Origin of the sequence: Sphingobacterium sp. SGG-5 (assembly GCF_011043525.1) — a bacterium.
GTDB lineage: Bacteria > Bacteroidota > Bacteroidia > Sphingobacteriales > Sphingobacteriaceae > Sphingobacterium.
Genome location: NZ_JAAKGO010000006.1, coordinates 132634 through 152594, shown reverse-complemented (window position 1 = coordinate 152594; position 19961 = coordinate 132634). Strand labels below are relative to the sequence as shown.

At 44.2% G+C, this 19961-nt stretch carries 14 protein-coding genes and 2 tRNA genes; 3 read left to right on the top strand and 13 right to left on the bottom strand.

Features of this window, described 5'->3' with window-relative positions; all coding sequences use genetic code 11:
* The first annotated feature begins 77 nt into the window (after positions 1-77).
* Positions 78-1190 (top strand): DEAD/DEAH box helicase, encoded by a 1113-nt coding sequence (locus G5B30_RS11000; protein ID WP_165320046.1) that lies wholly within the window; start codon positions 78-80, stop codon positions 1188-1190.
* Between the two features lie 36 nt (positions 1191-1226).
* A complete protein-coding gene (locus tag G5B30_RS10995) occupies positions 1227-1421 on the top strand; it encodes a cold-shock protein (RefSeq protein ID WP_165320045.1) in 195 nt (64 codons plus the stop codon).
* Positions 1422-1497: 76 nt separating this feature from the next.
* On the opposite strand, the gene G5B30_RS10990 is transcribed toward G5B30_RS10995, so the two are convergent.
* Entirely contained in the window at positions 1498-1929 is a 432-nt protein-coding gene (locus tag G5B30_RS10990) for a cold-shock protein (RefSeq protein ID WP_206367089.1), read from the bottom strand.
* A gap of 117 nt (positions 1930-2046) precedes the next feature.
* Between G5B30_RS10990 and dusB the strand changes: the two genes are divergently transcribed.
* Positions 2047-3042 (top strand): tRNA dihydrouridine synthase DusB, encoded by a 996-nt coding sequence (gene dusB / locus G5B30_RS10985; RefSeq protein WP_165320044.1) that lies wholly within the window; start codon positions 2047-2049, stop codon positions 3040-3042.
* A 16-nt stretch (positions 3043-3058) separates the two neighbouring features.
* On the opposite strand, the gene G5B30_RS10980 is transcribed toward dusB, so the two are convergent.
* The 12 genes from G5B30_RS10980 to G5B30_RS10925 form a co-directional block, all read right to left on the bottom strand.
* A complete protein-coding gene (locus G5B30_RS10980) occupies positions 3059-3532 on the bottom strand; it encodes a hypothetical protein (RefSeq protein ID WP_165320043.1) in 474 nt (157 codons plus the stop codon).
* 147 nt (positions 3533-3679) lie between these two features.
* Positions 3680-3757: transfer RNA gene (locus tag G5B30_RS10975), tRNA-Val, on the bottom strand.
* Between the two features lie 11 nt (positions 3758-3768).
* Positions 3769-3846, bottom strand: a tRNA-Val gene (locus G5B30_RS10970).
* A gap of 120 nt (positions 3847-3966) precedes the next feature.
* The gene (locus tag G5B30_RS10965) at positions 3967-5943 is read right to left on the bottom strand and encodes a putative porin (protein ID WP_240903185.1); all 1977 of its coding nucleotides are present in this window, start codon (positions 5941-5943) and stop codon (positions 3967-3969) included.
* A 49-nt stretch (positions 5944-5992) separates the two neighbouring features.
* The gene (locus G5B30_RS10960; protein ID WP_165320041.1) at positions 5993-7513 is read right to left on the bottom strand and encodes a sodium:solute symporter; all 1521 of its coding nucleotides are present in this window, start codon (positions 7511-7513) and stop codon (positions 5993-5995) included.
* A 3-nt stretch (positions 7514-7516) separates the two neighbouring features.
* Entirely contained in the window at positions 7517-8341 is an 825-nt protein-coding gene (gene murQ, locus G5B30_RS10955) for an N-acetylmuramic acid 6-phosphate etherase (protein WP_165320040.1), read from the bottom strand.
* A gap of 86 nt (positions 8342-8427) precedes the next feature.
* Positions 8428-9903 carry a glycoside hydrolase family 10 protein gene (locus G5B30_RS10950; RefSeq protein WP_165320039.1) on the bottom strand — a complete coding sequence of 492 codons (1476 nt, stop codon included), beginning with the start codon at positions 9901-9903 and terminating at the stop codon, positions 8428-8430.
* A gap of 27 nt (positions 9904-9930) precedes the next feature.
* Positions 9931-11385 carry a DUF4623 domain-containing protein gene (locus G5B30_RS10945; protein ID WP_165320038.1) on the bottom strand — a complete coding sequence of 485 codons (1455 nt, stop codon included), beginning with the start codon at positions 11383-11385 and terminating at the stop codon, positions 9931-9933.
* Between the two features lie 26 nt (positions 11386-11411).
* Complete coding sequence (locus tag G5B30_RS10940; RefSeq protein WP_165320037.1) at positions 11412-13220, bottom strand: RagB/SusD family nutrient uptake outer membrane protein; 1809 nt, start codon at positions 13218-13220, stop codon at positions 11412-11414.
* Between the two features lie 17 nt (positions 13221-13237).
* A complete protein-coding gene (locus G5B30_RS10935) occupies positions 13238-16705 on the bottom strand; it encodes a SusC/RagA family TonB-linked outer membrane protein (RefSeq protein WP_165320036.1) in 3468 nt (1155 codons plus the stop codon).
* A gap of 229 nt (positions 16706-16934) precedes the next feature.
* Complete coding sequence (locus G5B30_RS10930) at positions 16935-18200, bottom strand: exo-beta-N-acetylmuramidase NamZ domain-containing protein (RefSeq protein WP_165320035.1); 1266 nt, start codon at positions 18198-18200, stop codon at positions 16935-16937.
* A gap of 32 nt (positions 18201-18232) precedes the next feature.
* Positions 18233-19861: a glycoside hydrolase family 10 protein gene (locus tag G5B30_RS10925; RefSeq protein WP_165320034.1), complete on the bottom strand. Its 1629-nt coding sequence runs from the start codon at positions 19859-19861 to the stop codon at positions 18233-18235.
* Between the last annotated feature and the right edge of the window lie 100 nt (positions 19862-19961).

The following is a 19961-nucleotide window of genomic DNA, read 5'->3' as shown; positions in this document are numbered from 1 at the left end:
TATTTAATCAACAACAGCTGCTGTTATCTTTTCGAAAAAGTGCTAATCTGCACTAATTTTTACCATTAATTCACAACATGACATTCGAACAATTGGGTCTCATAGACTCCATACAAAAAGCACTCCGCGAGGTAGGTTTTTCTACTGCTACCTCTATACAGGAACAGGCGATACCCATTATTTTACAAGGTAGGGATATTATCGGCTGTGCACAGACCGGCACCGGAAAGACCGCAGCCTTTGCATTGCCTATACTGCAATCTCTCCTTCCCACGCTTCAGGATAATAACCACCGTAAGCCACAGGTGCTGGTACTTGCCCCGACACGGGAGCTAGCTATACAAATCGACCAGAATATAGCATTATACGCCAAATATACGTCATTACGACATGCCGTCATATTTGGAGGTGTATCTCAAGTTAAACAAGTCGAACAGCTTCGACGTGGTGTAGATATCATCGTCGCCACACCGGGAAGATTGCTGGACTTACTCAATCAGAAGATTATCACCCTCCAAAAAGTCAAACATCTGGTACTCGACGAAGCGGACACGATGTTGGACATGGGCTTCATTCACGATATAAAAAAGATATTAAAACAGGTCCCTACGACGCGTCAGACGTTATTCTTTTCGGCTACCATGCCTCCGGCAATCCGCACGTTTGCGAACACGATCTTACAAAACCCTGCGGAGGTCTCTGTCACTCCCGTTTCTTCAGCAGCACCCACAATCAAACAATCGGTGTATTTTATCGATAAAAAGAAAAAGACAGAGCTGTTGGTGAGAGTCTTCAATGAACAGGCTATACAACAATCGCTCGTATTTACACGCACCAAACATGGTGCTGACCGATTGGTTAAGAACTTAAAAAAGCAGGGCATTTCGGCCGCAGCTATACACGGCAATAAATCGCAGAATGCACGACAAAAAGCATTGGCAGACTTTCAAAACGGACGGATAAATATTCTTGTAGCAACGGATATCGCCTCACGGGGAATAGATATTGCTGATCTTCCACATGTCATTAATTACGATCTACCTGCCGATTCAGAAACTTATGTACATCGTATCGGACGGACAGGTAGAGCGGGCAAGGAAGGGGTAGCACTTTCATTCTGCTGTGAAGAGGAAAGAACAAACTTGAAAAACATACAGAAGCTGATTGGTTTTCAGCTCGCTATCGCATAAACAGTAAATAATTAATTAATCAAATACAGTAATACAATGCAAGAAGGAACAGTAAAATTCTTTAACGAAACAAAAGGTTTCGGTTTTATCACACCAACAGAAGGTGGTCAGGATGTATTCGTACATTCTTCAGGACTTATCAACAACATTCGTGAGAATGACGTCGTAACATACGAAGTTGAAAGAGGAAAAAAAGGGCTAAATGCCGTAAACGTTAGACTAGCACAATAAATAAGCTAGGAAAATAATTAATTTTCAAAACAGAGAGATGCAGCTTAACGTAAAGTTAGGCTGCATTTTATTTTTATTATACGTACACTTCGACCTCGGAAACTTGGTTTCCCTGTTTCGTACGGATATATTTATACTTTACTTTTTGATCGACGTTTAAAACGATACCGGCAATTTTGTCGTTGAAATAAACGGTTTCACGGGTAAGGTTGTCACGGATGAAGCCATAATGGCCTTCGGGATTATAATAAGATACTTTGCCGTGATGGTATTCTTCTGTAGGATCTTTAGGAGGTAACAGATCCTCTTCCTTAAACTCATACTTCTTTTCAGGTGGTGTATCGGAGATATTACCAAACTCATCAACGTAAGCAAACATTTCTTCCAGGGCTTTCCCCTTGTCATTGTTCACCTTGCTGAGTTCTTTTTTCTCTGCCTTTTTCTGCTTCTTCTGTTGTTGTTTCTTTACGCGTTCTTTTTTGTTGAATGTAATTTGGCTTCTAGACATTAAATGGATTTAAAAATTAAAGGAATATCCCAAACTTTGGAATACCTCAAACTTACGATTTTTTAAGGAGAATAGCAAACCGTTTTAAATTCACCGACTTATGCGTATTTTTGCACCATGTCGGTAAAGATTGGTGAAAATATTGATTTAGGTGAATTTCCACTTTTACTTGCTCCTATGGAAGATGTGAGTGACCCTCCGTTTCGATACGTGTGTAAGCAAAACGGAGTAGATATGATGTATACCGAGTTTATCTCGTCAGAAGGATTAATCCGGGATGCAGCAAAATCTCGTCAGAAATTAGACGTGTTTGAATACGAAAGACCCATCGGTATCCAGATCTTCGGATCCGATATTGAACACATGCGACAGTCGGCAGAGATCTGTACACAGGCAAACCCAGACTTGATTGATATCAATTATGGATGTCCGGTCAAAAACGTTGCCTGTAGGGGTGCAGGAGCAAGCTTGCTTCAGGATATCGACAAAATGGTCGCCATGACCAAAGCTGTCGTGGAAGCAACGCACCTCCCGGTTACGGTAAAAACCCGACTGGGGTGGGACGATAGCACAAAAAACGTGTATGAAGTAGCCGAACGGTTACAGGATATCGGAATTAAGGCCTTAGCTATTCATGGGCGCACACGCTCCCAGATGTACAAGGGACAGGCGGATTGGACCATGATCCGCGATGTGAAACGCAATCCCCGCATAAAGATCCCTATTTTTGGTAATGGTGATGTGGATTCAGTAGAGAAAGCTGCTGCATGGCGCCAGGAGTACGAGGTAGACGGTATCATGATAGGCCGTGCTTCTATTGGCTACCCTTGGGTGTTCCGGGAAATCAAGCATTTTTTCCAAACAGGTGAACGGTTAGAAGGCCCCAGCATTGCCGAACGGGTTGATGTATGTCACACGCACTTGACCAAATCGGTAGAGTGGAAAGGCCATCGCACAGGTATATTCGAGATGCGTAGGCATTATGCCAATTATTTTAAAGGTATTCCCAATTTCAAGGAATACCGCATGAAATTGGTAGAATTGCAATCTATTGAGGAGATTGTCGACGTTTTAGAAGAAATCAAATATAATTTTGCCGAAGAGATCGTTTAGTCTCCGGATGCGCCGGTTATGCCATGATACCAGCGATACCGGCAATGATGCCAACGACAATCGCTACAATATAAAAGATGATCATAAGCAAGGTCAAAATACCCCAAAATTTATAAAAGGATTTCAATCTGGAAAAAGCATACACCAGTGACTCCTGATCATGGATAGATAAAGCCTGACGCGTATAAATGGAAAAATCGTATAGATACTTCGATGGGAAATAATATAATACACCGAAGAGCAAATAAATAAAGCCGATCAGGCCTCCGAAAGCAAACTCTTCCGGCAATTGGCTCTTAAAGGCCGAACCAAAAAACATAAAACCGATACCGAGTAGGCCAAGAAAAGCCGCCGCAATAAAACCTAAGATAGCCAGGAATTTCCCCCATTTGACGGTCTCCGTTAAAAACAAGCGGATTTCCTGATCAATAACCAACATCGGTTCTTCTGGTGCGCCTCCCACCGGCTGTACATAGTTGTTTTCTTCCATAATTTTAGCGTGTTGTTTACCCTAAAGATAGGAACTTAAAAGAAAAAAGCAAGTATTACGGGGCTATTTTAGTTAATCTGAACGTCGCTTACGATCTTGCGTTAATGAAAAAGCCCCGTTTTCAATGAGAAAAACGGGACTTTTGAATGGTGGGAGATACTGGGTTCGAACCAGTGACCCCCTGCTTGTAAGGCAGGTGCTCTGAACCAGCTGAGCTAATCTCCCTTGGGAATTTTTGGTGGAGAATACTGGGTTCGAACCAGTGACCCCCTGCTTGTAAGGCAGGTGCTCTGAACCAGCTGAGCTAATTCTCCATATCTTCTATTTAAGAGCGTTTGCAAAAAGGTTTTTCTTCTTCTTTTTGCGTGTGCAAATATATATCTTAATTTCGGTTTTCAAAAAAATAAATACATTTTCTTGATTAACACCCACATCTAATCGTAGAACTTCCATGACACACCAAATCGAAAATTTGCCGGGTTCATTGGATATCGCCTGACGGTATAATAGCCCCGTGGATAGAAGTTCTGATTGAGAAAATTATAGCTGATGAATAAATTTACACGTTTGATGTTCGTCGTGAACCAAGCATCCAGAACAGGATAGGTAGAAAATTCGATATCGACATTGCTGTTATAAAACTGACCAGCATTAATTGCATACGTCGGCGCCTTAAATGGCGTATTGAACTTCCCATCCAGTCCAATTGCAAAGTCCAAGACCTTATCAAACCAAATATCCTGATAATAGAAGCTATGCCACGTATACAGTTCGGGCGTTGATAGGATATCCATCTGATCAGACTTTTGATATACCACGAGGTTATCCAGGTGAAAATTGCCAAATTTGAAATTCTGCCCAACCGTAACTTTCAGCAGATTCAAATTACCAGATTGTGCCGGTTCAATAAGCCGATCCAGACGTTCATTATCGTTCGGGTTGTCTACCTCCCGGAAGTACAAATAATTATTGATCAGAAAATACTCAGCCTTCCCGGAAAACCCGAGTTTATCGTTCTTGTAACGGAAAGACAGGTTTTGTGTTTTGGTCTTGTTCAAATCATTACGTAACCACTGATGATAGGTGTAATTCATACGCGTAAACACCATCTCGGGCGACTTATTTTGAGTATAAGCTCCCAAGGTGACCTTGCCGATTTTCTGTCCCATACCCACATCAGCCGTCGCCTCGTAGAGGTAATCGCCAAAATTTTCGCCGACAACGATCTGATGGCCACTCACCGCTACGTCGACTTTGTCGCTAAACTGATACCGGATATCCCCTTTAACAGCATTGTTCTGAAAAAAATCACGCGTCAGATTATCCGCATACCAGATCAGATCATTTTGAAAACCAACATTGACCTTCGCTTCATTTTTTAGTGATTTATTACGCAGGTAGAAAGTATAGGTAAACTCATTGGAGATATTGGTGACCTTGGTGGTATCATGTACTTCCACAGCGTCACCAAACGGAAAGGCACTATACAGGTCTTCTTCATTTTTAAAGAAGATATATTTACGCTGCCGGATCGAGGTATTGTGTGCAAAGGCATTGGTCGGATGGATTTCCATCTCCGGCTTACCGGCATGCACGGTATCTAATCGTCCGAGGTAGAACGATTGGCGTAAAAACACCCCATTATCCAGCCATTTATTAAATGGTCTATTCTGTTGTTGTCCCCGCAATTTGGTCTGGATGGAAAAAGGAGATTGTATCTCTCCTTCAAATATACTTGTAGTATCGTTTGTAACCGAACCGTTTTCCGAAGCATCCACTTTATTGAAAGTGGCATTCATCAATAGGTTATAACGTCGGCTTTTTGACTCGTACCATGTGGAAACACTCCCTTTCCGATCGGAATAAGCCTGATTGTAATAAAACCCATCCGTATTGGCGGCATGGTATTCTGCGGCGATATTCCATTGCGGATTGATATTCTGCGCCAAGCGCGCACGAAAAACCTGATCGTCGAAAAAGAAGCCTACGGCATACAGCTCCGAATAACGTGCCCGAGCACGATAATAGCGCACTGAATCGGGCAAAATCAAATACCTTTCCAGCGCATGAAAGCCCGGCTGAAAACCGATAGATTTATCGGGTGTAAAAAGTAAATCCCGGGTCGCCAAACCGTATGAGCCCAAATGTATACTCGGATTCCACGGAAGGTTCTGTTTATTATAATATTGGAAATTACGATGGGAAGTGTCGATCTGTTGCGTGTAGCTGGCATGTTTCAACATATCCAATGTCGCATAGCGGACGTATTTAGCTGAAAAAACAACCGAATCTTTTTTGTTATCTTCTAATGCACGGGCGGAGTCCAACGCACTGCTAAACTCATCGTCCACCTGTCCATAGCTATAAAGCCCTATTAACATAAGGATACACCAACCAAATAAACCTCTCATCAAACTACGCATGTATATATAGCAATATCTGGCAAAAATACAGGATAAATTAGACTTTATTGCCATGCTGTTGCGTAAAACCATCTATTTTCTTGCCGCGAGAAGTTATTCCCAACAATAAGAAGGTAAGAAGACCGTTGTATACAATCAATTCAAACCCGATTTTATAATTCGTATAAGGTAAGACATACAGCGCCAGCAAATAAATAAGAAGTGGCGAGAGAATACATATATAAGGTACAGCCGCATCGTTTACCTTATATCGGGTCAGTATGCCGAATGAAAATAATCCCAAAAGAGGACCATAAGTATAACCTGCTACCTTAAAGATTGCGCTTACAACGGATTCATCGTTGATGACATGAAATAAGAGTATAACGAGTAACATGACTATAGAAAATGCAAAATGTACCACATTTCGCTGCCGAACCAGACGGGGATCGTTTGGATTCGCTTTCTTATTGAAATTCAGAAAATCGACACAATAGGATGTCGTTAACGCCGTAAGTGCCGAGTCGGTCGTTGCGAAAGTCGCTGCCGTCAACCCCATCATAAATACCATTCCCGGGACGATGCCGAGGTAGTTTAACGCTATTTCGGGATAGAGGTAATCGGATTTACCCAGATCTGCTATTTGTATTCCATTGGCTTCGGCATAAAAATACAGCAAGGCACCTACACACAGAAAGAAGATGTTAATGACAACAAAAACACCGGTAAACGTCATCATGTTTTTCTGCGCCTCTCCAATCGTTTTCATGCTTAAGTTTTTCTGCATCAGATCCTGATCCAGACCCGTCATGGCAATAGTGACAAATATTCCTCCGATAACATGCTTTAGCACATGCCGGGTGTCGCCCAGCAAATTCTCCCAGACAAATATTGTCGAATACGAGCTTGCCTTCACGCGCTCAAAAGCTTCCCCCACGCTCCAACCCATGCCATCTGCCATGAAATAAATGGACAAGATGACCGCGGACACCAGGAAAGTCGTCTGCAAGGTATCCGTGATGATAATGGTTTTCAAGCCCCCTCGATTGGTGTATAGCCATATCAACAGTAAGCACACCGCAACCGTCACGATAAAGGGTACGTCCCATGCATCGAATATATAGCGTTGCAGTACAATAGCGACTAAGTATAGCCTGAACGCTGATCCTATCGTTCTGGAGATCAGAAAGATCATGGCGCCGGATTTGTAGCTTTTATGTCCCATTCGCTCCTCCAGATAGGTATAAATGGAGGTCAACTGCATTCTATAATAAAGCGGCAACAAGACGTAAGCGATAATGACAAACCCGATTGCATTACCTAAAATAAACTGAAAGTAGCTGAAATTATTGGGTTGTAATCCCGCTGGTGCATTACCGATATCGCCTGGTACCGAAATAAAAGTCACGCCTGATAGCGCCGTACCGATCATACCGAAGGCGACCATATACCACTTGGCGTTACGATTGGCTACAAAGAAAGTCGAATTGTCGGCGGTCTTCCTAGAGGTAAAATAGGCTACACTGAGTAATATACCGAAATAGACGACTAAAAAGGAAAGTAAAACAATAGGGGACATATATTAACGCTTATTTTGGTGAAATTGATCAACAGCTTTCCGGACACTTCCAAATTCTTTAATCCATGCAGTCGCGGTTTCTTCATCTACACCGGTTTCATGCATAATCATCCGTACACCACGACTTACCAACTTATGATTCGATAGCTGCATATCCACCATCTTGTTCCCTTTCACCCGACCTAAGCGAATCATAACGGAAGTACTAATCATATTCAACACCAATTTTTGTGCTGTTCCCGCTTTCATCCGCGTCGAGCCTGTGACAAACTCTGGCCCTACGATAACTTCCACGGGATAAACAGCTTCATTGGCTACTGCTGACCCGCTGTTGCAAACAATACAACCTGTAGCGATGCCATATGCATTGGCAGCCCGCAAGCCGCCGATAACGTAGGGTGTAGTTCCCGAAGCGGCTATTCCAATCACAACATCGTCTGTATTCACCGCATGCTTTTCTAAATCTTTCCAGGCTTGCTCATCATCATCCTCAGCAAACTCCACGGGATTGCGAATGGCTTTGTCTCCTCCGGCAATTAAGCCCATCACCCAATCGGGCGGTACACCAAAGGTCGGTGGACATTCGGAAGCATCGAGTATCCCCAAACGTCCACTTGTACCCGCTCCTATATAGAAAAGCCTGCCGCCGCCTTGCATGCGCTCCGCGATTGCATCGACCAGCTTCTCGATCTGTGGAATAGCTTTTTCAACAGCATCCGGTACCGTTTTATCTTCCTTATTTATATTCGTCAGTAACTCATGCACGGACATCTTGTCTAAGTCCTGATAATTTGATTCCTTTTCTGTCGTATTTATTGCATCCGTCATTCCGTCCTATTTTAGCATTTTTAACTTCATTGTCGGATAAATATCTAATTTTTAGCCCATGATTTAAAAAAATCCCGGGCTAAAAATTATTTTTTCTCGACAGGATCAGCTGGGGCACTTTCCAGATGGTCTTCATTTAACGTTGTCACGACGTAATATCCCGGTTCACTCACCATTAGTGAGGTTGTTGTGACCACATCCAACAACATGCCCTCTTGCTCCAGGTCTTCAAAATAATATACCGCGGACCGTATACCGCTGCCAGAGGCTGTCCAACTCAGCTCGTTTCCGGTAATTTTAACATTGCCAGGCACCGGCGGTTCCGCAGCAATTTTGCGACCAGCAAAAGGAATAATAGCTTCGTGGCTATAGAGTTCTTCGAGCTTATCGGTAATACCTATCCTATTGTAATATACATCCCTCGCGCTGTACATGACGCTTCCAACAGCTTTTTTATTTTGTTTAGTCAGGTTAAACTGGCGAACCAATTCTTGAGTCGACTGAAAAGCAGCAGGATTATCCGATACACCAAACTTATACAAAGCATGACCTATGACTAATTTTGCGCTATAAGCATATTGCGCCCAATAAGCCAGATTAAACTGAAAGTCGTTCGATGCGTTGCCAATTTCCTGATACAACTGTGGGATCAGGATATCCACCCAACCTTCTTTTGTCCATCTACCCACATCCGCATAAAGCGTATTATAATTATACGTAAAGCTCGCCGCAGGCGATATCGAAAATACCACCTCTGGTTTTGTTTCTACAATCGTATTGTGAATGAGCTCGATCGCCTTGCTCACGTTGTCCCTCCGCCAATCACCCTTACTTGTAAAGCTGCCTTTATATTGTTCGAACTCCTCGTCGTCAGATTGCAATGTTCCTGATGAAGTCGGATCCGGATAAAAATAATCGTCCATATGGAGACCATCTACATCGTATTTAGTAATCAGATCCTCCACGATGTCGGCCAGCCGCTGTCGAACTTCGGGCAACGCTGGATTGTATATTTGTATCTTCTCGTGATCGACCACCCACTCGGGGTCAATGGTGGAAGGCAGAGCCGGATAGGGTGTTGTCGCCGCGGCTCTCGTGGCGATCCGATATGGGTTTATCCAGGCGTGGAACTCCAAGTCTCTGGCATGCGCCTCGTCGATCATAAATTGTAACACATCGTAGCCAGGGTCTTGTCCACGCGTGCCGGTAATACTTGCACTCCAGGGTTCATAAGGCGAGTCATAAAATGCATCCGCCATACCCCTGACTTGCACAAAGACCGTATTAAAACCCACCGCTTTGAGATTATCCAGCATCGTGGTATAGCTGGCCTTTTGCACCGCTGCATCGTATGCCGGACTCGAAAAATCAGCTGTCCGCGGCCAGTCTAACGCGTAGACCGTAGCGATCCAAACACCACGCATCTCCTTTTGAGGAAGCATCAGTCCAGTCTCTTCATCCTCTCCCGGATCGGTCGGATCAAGAATAGGATCATCCTTACATCCGATCAGGAGAACGGATGCCCAACACAATATTATCAGATAATTGATGAATCTTTTCATTATTTCCAATCTTAAGTTTATAAATTGTTAGTCTTCATATTGCACATTCTTCGGAAACTCTACGATAGCGAATCCAGCATCGGTCAAAGAGCCAAATATCTGCAATATACTATCGTTGCCCTCATCATCTTTGATTATATTCCAAGCAGTCCGAGCAATTTGAGCACCACCACTATTACCTGTATAATCAAAAGAATGCTCAAATATCGGATGTCGATCTATCGGGTCTTTTTTTGCAAAAAATTCTAACGCTTCCACTACATTTTTGCCTGGTGTGATATCATATAGACATAATGTTGTATTTAACAAACCCGTTCTCGGTACAGATAAAGCTAAGAGATATCTCGCCCCGTTGAAGGTAAGAACTCGTGCATCTGATAAATTTGCGGGGAAAACAGTACCGTTATCTGTATAAAGTATAGATCCCTCGGAGTCCATGACACGCATCGCTATATCATAAGAAGTCATAATATATTCTCCCGTACGGCCCACTCGGTTGTAAGACATGTTCAACGTAGTATACTGCGGCATTGGTAGTAGTTTTGCTCCCGTTATCTGTGTAAAATTAGAGACCGAAACGCGTAGAATCACGGCGGGTGATGGATTATTTATAGAAATAATATTGCCATTTCCGTTTTCATCGAGATTATAGGACAAGTTATCACCAAAACGGGTTTGCGTGACGCCATCCCCATTAAAAGAAGTTTTTATTGGCGGTTTATTGTAGTTCGTTTCATAGTCTTCATAGTAATACATACTTAATGTATGTCCAAAAGCCCATGAGCCAGACAAATTTGTCACGATCATATCTCCCCCAATCAACGCTCCGGTTTCTATAGCGAATGTTCCTACACCCATTCCTGTTGTATTGACATCCATTTTATTGATTATTCCCTGTTTCAAATCAGAAACTTTCAAGAGGTGGGGATTCGTTCCCCCTTGTCGGCTAACTACTAAAACGTGTTTCCCGTCAAAACCAGCGCTTCTCGTTAACTGCCCCACATATGTTGGATAAAGCGGATTACCTATAGGATTATTCGTAAAATCATAAATCGAAGGTGTGGAAAATTCAGCACCTATCGGAGGCAACTTCAATGCGATCTTGGAGAGATATTCCCCGGTTCGGGGTGAATTGACCACCTTGAACACAATAGAGCGCTCGGTTTGTCCTTCTCCAAATTGAATGGAATAGGTATTCTGTTCCAATACGGCGCCATCTGACACCACAGCTTCAAACTTCAAAGCCGAAAAATCAGTCAGGGGATCGATACGTGGAAAAGTCACGAGTTTCTTATCCTGATCGATTACTCCCTCTAAGACCAAGTCACCGTTTTCTCCGGCATTGAGCAGTTTGATCGATTTAAGTTCCGTGTATTTATCGCTCGAATCAATGCCTTCTGGCAGTTTATCTTTACACGCTACGATTGAGCTTACCGTCAACAGTAACACGCAGCTTTTTAAAATATAATTGATCGTTTTCATGTTAAATCACTTTAGTTCATTCCTTACTAATACCAACCCTCCGTCTGCTTCAACTCATAACCCTGCAATCTGTATTCGTTGATCTGGTTCAGTCCGATAGGCTGCAGATAAGGATTGAGATTGACTTGATTCAAGAAAGGCAATCTTCCGACATTGTTAAGATTACGATAAAAGCCCACCATAGACGAATTATTTCCTCCTGCATATTCCGTAATATTGCCGTCTAAATCAACGACCGCAAATACGCCTACATTATCATCGTTTAGAAAGCTCGGTAGTTCCACCGGAAAGTTGACCCACCCTCCGGATAATAAATCAGGGTTTGCCTCTGTATCTAAGTATTCTATCTTGCTCCATCTTCTTATGTCGACCAGACGTGAATACTCAAACGTAAATTCCATGCGTCGTTCCCGGCGTATTTCCCACAACAATTCCGAGACGTCGCCGTCTTTATTGGGGTCTGCTGCAATATTTCCCAAATCTAAGGGAGCCGTTTTCTGTGCCCCTCGACTTGCTGCTTCAGGAGCCAAAGGCCTGTTCCGAATTTTATTGATGCTCACATCGATATCCGATTGCGTTACCGCATCGCCGCCCAATTCAGCAACTTCAGCCTTCGCCTCAACCCAATTCAACAATACCTCTGCATACCGCAATACGGGATAATCGGTATCATTAAAACTGCTCGTATGTTGAGGTAACGGTGCCAATCCTTCTTCTTTCACCCGTCTTTCTCCTTCACGTGGTAAAAATTTGGTCACATACACTAACGAAGCCCTGCTCAATGGCTCCGGCTTGCTATAAAACGTGGCCTCAAAACGGGAATCTCGGGTTTTAATCAGGTTCTCCAATTCAAAGTTGTCCGCATCCGGTTCAGACGACACCTGCCACGGCCTTCCATCTGCACAGATATAGGCCTTAATCAAATCCGTGGTTGGTCCCACATTTCTGGATTCGACCAGGTTGCTGACCGATATAACAGAATGTGTGACGCCCACCCCGGCATCATATTTCCGAAACAACAGAACATCCTTTTTACCCGAAAGATCTTCCGATGTGAATAAAGACCTATAATCCATCTCAATATCGTATTTGTTACTCGAGGTAACCATTCCTCCGGCCTCTACGGCTAAATCCAGAAATTTCTTCGCCTGATCTGGATTATTGTAGTAATATTTCTGCCAAGTACCTTCGTAAAGCGCTATTCGCGAGATGAATCCCGCCACGATATACCGATTGACATTCTGGGCGCCATCATTCAGCCGGACATTTTGTAGGGCAAATCGCAAATCATCATATACCGCATCCATCACGACATTTCTCGGATCACGCGGTTTATATAACGCATCCCGATCGGTAGAAGGCACTTCAACGCCATAATAAGGTATATCGCCATATTGCAACACCAGCTCTGCATACCGAAGTGCCCGAAAGAAACGGCCAATACCCAGCCAATGTGCCTTCGCTTCTGCGGTAAGGACACCGTCCATCCTGTTTTCAACCCGATCCAATAGGATATTGACCGATCGGATCATCGTATAACTCCATATACCGCTGTTTGGAACAGCTCGCGTAATATTGGCCTGAGCACCTAACGTAAGCACATCGTCACTGTTGTTATAACTCAATAATGGTGCGCCACCTTGTGCATCGAAATTCAAGCCGTAGCCACTAAAAAAATCGGTATAATACTTATTGGCATACAGCCGCACATTATCCTCGCTGTTCCACGCCGTTTCGTCGCTTTCTGACGTTAACGGTGTCCTGTCCAAAAATTTTTCACAACTACTGAAAGCCACAATCCAAGAAGCTAATAGTATGTTATATATCGTTTTCATATTCTCTCAGATTAATATTAAAAGCTTATTTGCAACCCAGCCGATGCTGACTTAAAGGGTGGATTACTGGTACCTGTACGCCCCAGATTATAATTATCTTCTCGCAAGGATGAATATCCGGAAATGGCCTCTGGATCGATTGGCAAACCTCGCAGATTGTCAAATGAGATAAAATTTTCCAACGATATATACACCCGGGCATTTTTCATTTTTACACGATCTAAGACATTTGTGGGCAGGTTGTACCCGAACGTAATATTTTTGATCTTCAAATAGGACATATCCAACATATAACGGGATTGGGCACGCATGACATACCCTTCATTTGCTCCACCAAGCTCCCAAGCTCTCGGATAGAACGCATCAGTACGATCCGGTCTCCAGTAATCCTGAGCGATAGCTAAAGGCATAGAACCTTCTTTGGCCGAATAGCCCGGGATAGCCAATTGGCCTGCACCCCAGATACTGCGTTTACCAATGCCTTGTAAAAACACCGAAAGATCAAAGCCTTTGAAATCTGCTCCCAAACGGAAACCATATTCATAACGGGGCGTGATATTACCGATCACGACACGGTCTCCGGGATTACCGTTGGTATTGTCACCGGCGTCAATAAAGCCATCGCCATTAACATCGACAAATTTGACATCTCCAGGAGCAATCATCATCACCGCACCACCGTCTTGAAAATAAGTTTGATAGACGGGATTATCTCCCGCCAGTACATTAACGGTCTTGGCTGTTCCATCCCGTACGATAGTCGTCGTCATAAAATCGCCATTAGTATCATATACAAAATCCTCCGCCTGGTATAGACGATCTGTTACAAAACCATACACATCCCCGTACCGTCGTCCAGTAGAGAAGGTGGTTCCCAAGGAACGATTCTCCCACGGTGTATTCCAATCTGCACCTCTCGTAGTGACCGTCACCGCATCCGAAATATTCGCGTTGATGGTCAACCGTAAGCCATTGTCAAAGCTATGCGTATAATCAGCGGACAACTCCCATCCTCGGGTCCGCAGATTCCCAAAATTACCAATAGGAGCAGACGTTCCGAAAGTTGCAGGCATAGCTTCTCCTGCAATCAACATATTCTTTGTAGATCGCTGAAACCATTCCGCGGTAAGGCCAACTTTATTATTCCAGAAACGAAAATCCCCACCGACATTCAAGTGTTCGATATCTTGCCAGGCGATATCGGCCTGTATAGCCCCAGGTGTACCTAACTGATAAAACTTCGCACCAGATCCTCCAATCCACGAATTCTCCACAAAATCCATCAGCGGGATATATAGACCATTCGGCACTGTCTGGTCACCAATTGTTCCCCAGGATGCCCGAAACTTGGCAAAACTCAACACAGGGTTGAGCGCCTGCATGAAATTTTCGTTGGAAATGACCCATCCTGCCGAGACGGAAGGAAACCATCTCCACTTGAGATGATCCGGAAACATCGATGACCCGTCGTAGCGCAGATTGGCTTCCAGCAAATATTTATCTTGAAAAGCGTAGTTGAAACGTCCGAAAAACCCGGCTTGCGATTCCCAATAATTATCGCCGCCCACAACTCTCTCTCCTGTCGCAAAATCAAATTGGGGATTATCAGGGTTTGTCAAAAACTCTCTTTGCAATGCGCTTTGGCTAATATATTCATAGGCGACGATATTGGTACCCAACATAAACTTGAAATCGTGAGCATCATCTAACCTGAGATTGTACGTCGAAAACGCGTTAAAGGTGTGTCGTTTGGCTTGCCACGAACTTCTGGACACATAGGTGTTTTCTTTGAGTGTATGATCGGCCAAAGGAAACTCATAGGCAGGCACACCACCTTCATCTGTTATCTGTCCGTTTTCATCCACAAAGATGGGGTTACCATTGGCATCCTTACGCATATTGACACTATACCATGTTGACTTGGCTTGTACATAGGGTACTGCCGAAGTATTCAGCCTATTTTCTGCATTGTAGGAGTAATCAACCTGAAGGTCCCAGTCCGATGTAAAATCTACCGTAGTACCGATATTCAGATTGGTAAATCGGTCCAGTTTGACCGCATCAGGCGAAGCTTGGGCAGAAAAAGCCGGATCTATGATATCTTCTCCATTTTCCTGCACTCCGATCGGGAACAACCTGCTCCACCGGTATAGATACAGCCAAGGATCCGCTGCGAAAGCCGAAATATTTAACGACGTAGGATAGCGTTTCTTCCCTTCGGAGTACATCACTCCACCGCGCACCGTCAGAAAGTCATTGATCTTACTCGACAAGCGTATAGAAGGGTTTAACCGCATGAAATCATCGTGGCGAGCAGCCTTCATCATACCTTGTTGGCCAAGATACCCCACTCCCATGTTATAGGTCGTGTTGCCACGTCTCCCGTTAAGACTCAGGTTATGCATATGCGAAAGTGGATGTTCTTTAACCATGACCGCGACCGGATCATAAATACGCACACCAAATTTTTGGGTACCATCCCAATACCAGTCCCGGTTATACAACACCGGATCACCAGGCCCCACTGTATTGCCATATAGCCGTTGCCATTCTTTTGCCCGCTCCAGACTCGTCCGGTCTATACGCCAAAATCCGCCAGCTGGTCCGGCCTGTTTCATATTCTCATGCGCATCTAACGTGTACTCCAACCCTTCTATTCCTGCTATTTCAATTTTTTTGAAGGGTGACTGGACGATAAAATTGTTGGAATATGTAAACTCATCACTTTCAGTCTTTGCGCCTTTCTTTGTCGTGATCAGCACGACACCAAACGCCGCCTTGGCTCCATAAATAGACGCCGAAGCAGCGTCTTTCAGTACCGTCACCGACTCTATGTCGTGCGAGTTGACATATTGCAGGCTGGGCACTTCTACATTATCAACTAAGATCAGCGGAGCACTCCCTCCTTGTACCGAACCCACTTGCCCACGAATGCGCAACAACGGATCCGAACCGACCTCACCACTCGGAACACGGATATTCAACCCCGGTACTGCACCTTGCAACCCTCGGGCAGCATCGGCAATCGGCCTATTTCCGAAAACCTCATCCGCGTTTACGGACGACACTGCCCCCGTCAAATGTGCCTTCTTTTGCGTTCCATATCCTACGACAACGACCTGTTCCAAGGTATTGTCGTCGGTTTCAAGCACCACATTCATGTCCAAAGAGGACGCAGGAAGGTCTTTGGATTGATAACCTACGCTTGAAAACCGAAGCGTAGCCCCCACCGCAGCCTGGATAGAAAACCGACCGTTAGCATCGGTTGCCACTACGGTATTCGTTCCAACGACAGAAACAGTCGCCCCGACAAGAGGGCCATTCGCATCCGAAACCGTACCTTGTACGGCCTGCTGGATTGCTTTGTCCACCGTAAAGGTGGATGTTGGACTAGATTTAATCAGATTATCTTTTGCCTGCACCACAGAAGCAGGCCAGGTAATCATTACACCTAATGCAACAGAGAACAGTAAATTATTTCTCATTGGTAATTAGTTAGTTAATGTGTTAAAGAAATATCACAATTCAGTTCCAAAAGCGTCTATATCTGAATTTATCACAAAACAATAACACACATAGGCTGTTCAGCGATAGACGTTTATCTCATTAACACAGAGAAATAAATATTGTTCACGAACTTCCGATTTATTTTTTGTTCGTGCAGCTGAGATTATCGGTTAGGGATCCCTTTAGGCGTTCGGAATGACTATTATTTTACTCAAAATCTGCGTACAGCAGATACTTCGCACGCATTTTCTTATAGGCCTCTAAATCCTCTTTCCAGGATGCGCTGATTTCTTCTTCGGTTTTACCGGCTACTATCTGTTTTCGGAGCTCATCCGTTCCCGCAAGCTTATCAAAAAAATCTGCTCGTGTAAAGAATTTGGACTTGTCAGGCATCTTGTTATAAAAATATAAAATATACTTTAACGTAAACTGCTGCCGATGGGCATCGACATGTCGCAGATCTAGCCCATAATTTTTGACACCTTTTCCCTCTACATGCTTGGCCATGCCACTGCGTTCCGTCGGTGTAAATGTAAAGTCACCGAAAATGGGATCGGGATATCCCACCACCTGAAAAGGCCAATCGGTACCTCTACCTACGGATACATCCGTTGCTTCGAACAAACATAAGGAAGAGTAAAGACGTACGGACAAGTAATTGGGCAAGCTCGGCGAGGGTATTACGGGAAGTTCATAGGGCACTGTATGATCCCAATTTTTCACGGGGATCACATGGAGTTTACATGTCCTCCCGGCTTCCAACCAACGCTCACCGTTTATCATCTGCGCCAACTCCCCGATGGTAAGACCGTGTATCATAGCGATTTTATGGAAGGATACGCCTGACTTAAATTTATCGTCTTTCCGCACAGGCCCATCGACCTGATCGCCACAAGGATTCGGCCTGTCGAGAACCAAAAGTTCTTTATTGTGTTTGGCACAAAGTTCCATCACTCGGTGTAGGGACGTAATGTAGGTATAAAACCGTGCGCCTACATCCTGCAAATCAAAGACCATGATATCGATGGAACTGATAATCGAATCCTGCTTCTGATTACCGCCGTATAAGGTAAAAAGAGGTAAGCCCGTTTTTTCATCCACTTCATTAGAGACTTTTTCGCCCCGTTCGATATCGCCACGAAAACCATGCTCGGGTGCAAAAGCAAACTTTAAGTCTACTTCTTCACGTAGCAACACATCGACCAGATGTTCTTTTTCTTCTCCCACAATGGAAGTTTGGTTTCCCATCAGACCCACTTTTTTTCCTTTCAGTAAAGGCAAATAGACCGATAATTGATCGGCACCGGTCAGGATAGCAGCATTTGCTGCCGTATCCACTTGTACTTCCGAAGCGTGCTGGGCACCATCCTTTTGAATGGAATGACATCCATAGCAAAATGTTATCGCAAATACGCTGATAAAACAACAAATAGTTTTATTAAAAAGCGTGAGACTGGAGTGCGTACGTGCCATAATCATTGATTTAGAAATAAAAATACAATTATTTATTTTACCGGCTTCGCTATATATTCACTTTCGTTGCCAAGACGGTCGACAGCCTGCACGGCAACGGCATTGAGTTTTTTTCCGTTTCTGTCTTTTACAATCTCCCGGGACGACACAGCGGAGTCCAATATCTCCATGTGCCATTCCTGATCATAACGTGTATACAACACCCAATGGAACACTTGATCGGGCTGTTTATGCAGCCATTTTGCAAAGGTATAGTGCTGCTGATCGGTCAGCAAGAGCGAGGGCTGTAATAAGATATTGGCCTTTAACCAAGGTGTTTTGGGCACCAATGCTTTGGACGCATAGGGGCCGTTTTTCAATTTCCGGAGCAGGTCAGGATTTTGGGTGAGACCTGCAATGCTCCAGTGGACAGCGCCGGTAGAATTTGGCAAAATACCTCGGGTCAACAACACTTGGTTTATGATTTCGGAAGACTTATCGGCTACGTTGATGCCCACTGTATTAAGACCGGGCCACAAATGACGATGATGTGTATTTTCGGACTCCCACCATTTCAAGAGTGCAGTGAAGCTTTGTCTTGCCGGTTGTATCGGCCAGTACAGCTGTGGTGTAAAATAATCTATCCAGCCTTTATTTAGCCAGAGCTTGGCATCCGCATACAGTTCATCATATTGCGATGACCCGGTTATCCCCGCAGGATACCCCGGCTTCCAGATACCGAAAGGGCTAAGGCCGAATTTGACAAAATTCTTCTCTATCTTGATTTCATTATAGATACGCTGAATAAATTTATTCACATTCTCCCGGCGCCAATCTGCTCGCGTGAGCGTACCGCCACTACGTTGGTAGGCGCTCCATGTCTTATAATCGGGAAAATCAGCACCACCGTTATACGAGGCATAGGGATAAAAGTAATCGTCAAAATGAACACCGTCGATATCATATCGTGTCACGATATCGTTGACTACCGCAGCAGCATGGTCTTGCGTACGGGGATCGGAGGGGTCAAACCAATACATGCCATTTTTTAGCCGTACGATATAATCACTGGCTTTTCGGACCATCGATTCGGATGTCACAGCACCTCCATTGGTGTGATGCGCGCGGTAAGGGTTCAACCAAACATGGAGCTCCAGCCCTCGTTTATGCGCCTCTTCCACCCAAAATTCCAACGGGTCATAATACGGTTGGGGTTGTCTGCCAATCTCGCCCGTCAAAAAATAAGACCAGGGTTCGTAGGAGCTGCGATATAAAGCATCTGCAGAGGGACGGGCTTGAAAGATGATGGCATTAAAATTATTCTCTTTCAGGAGATCCAGTAAATAAATAGCTTCCTTTTTTTGTTGTTCAACGGAAAGATTATTCCGAGAGGGCCAGTTGATATTAGCGACAGTCGCTATCCACGCGGCTCTAAATTCCCGTGGAATCGGTGGAAGCTGAACCGAAATAGTTTCATCGATAGGTATGACCTTTTCATTGGCCGATGGGGTCATCCGCGACCTGACTACAGGTTCCTGAATATTTTTTACCGTATCCAGATAAGGGGTTGATACCGTGGCTTTGGGCACGGGGTGAGAAAGCGTCGTACCTTTCCTCGAACGGCAGGAAATATGAACGAACACCAGCAACAGGACGGAAAATATCAATACATATCTTTTCATACAAAGCAAAACTACATTTAATAAACAGCTATCGCTACAAAAGTTAATGTTTACCCCAAAAACGTCATAATTTTTACAATCATTGTGCCATTTGCTGTGA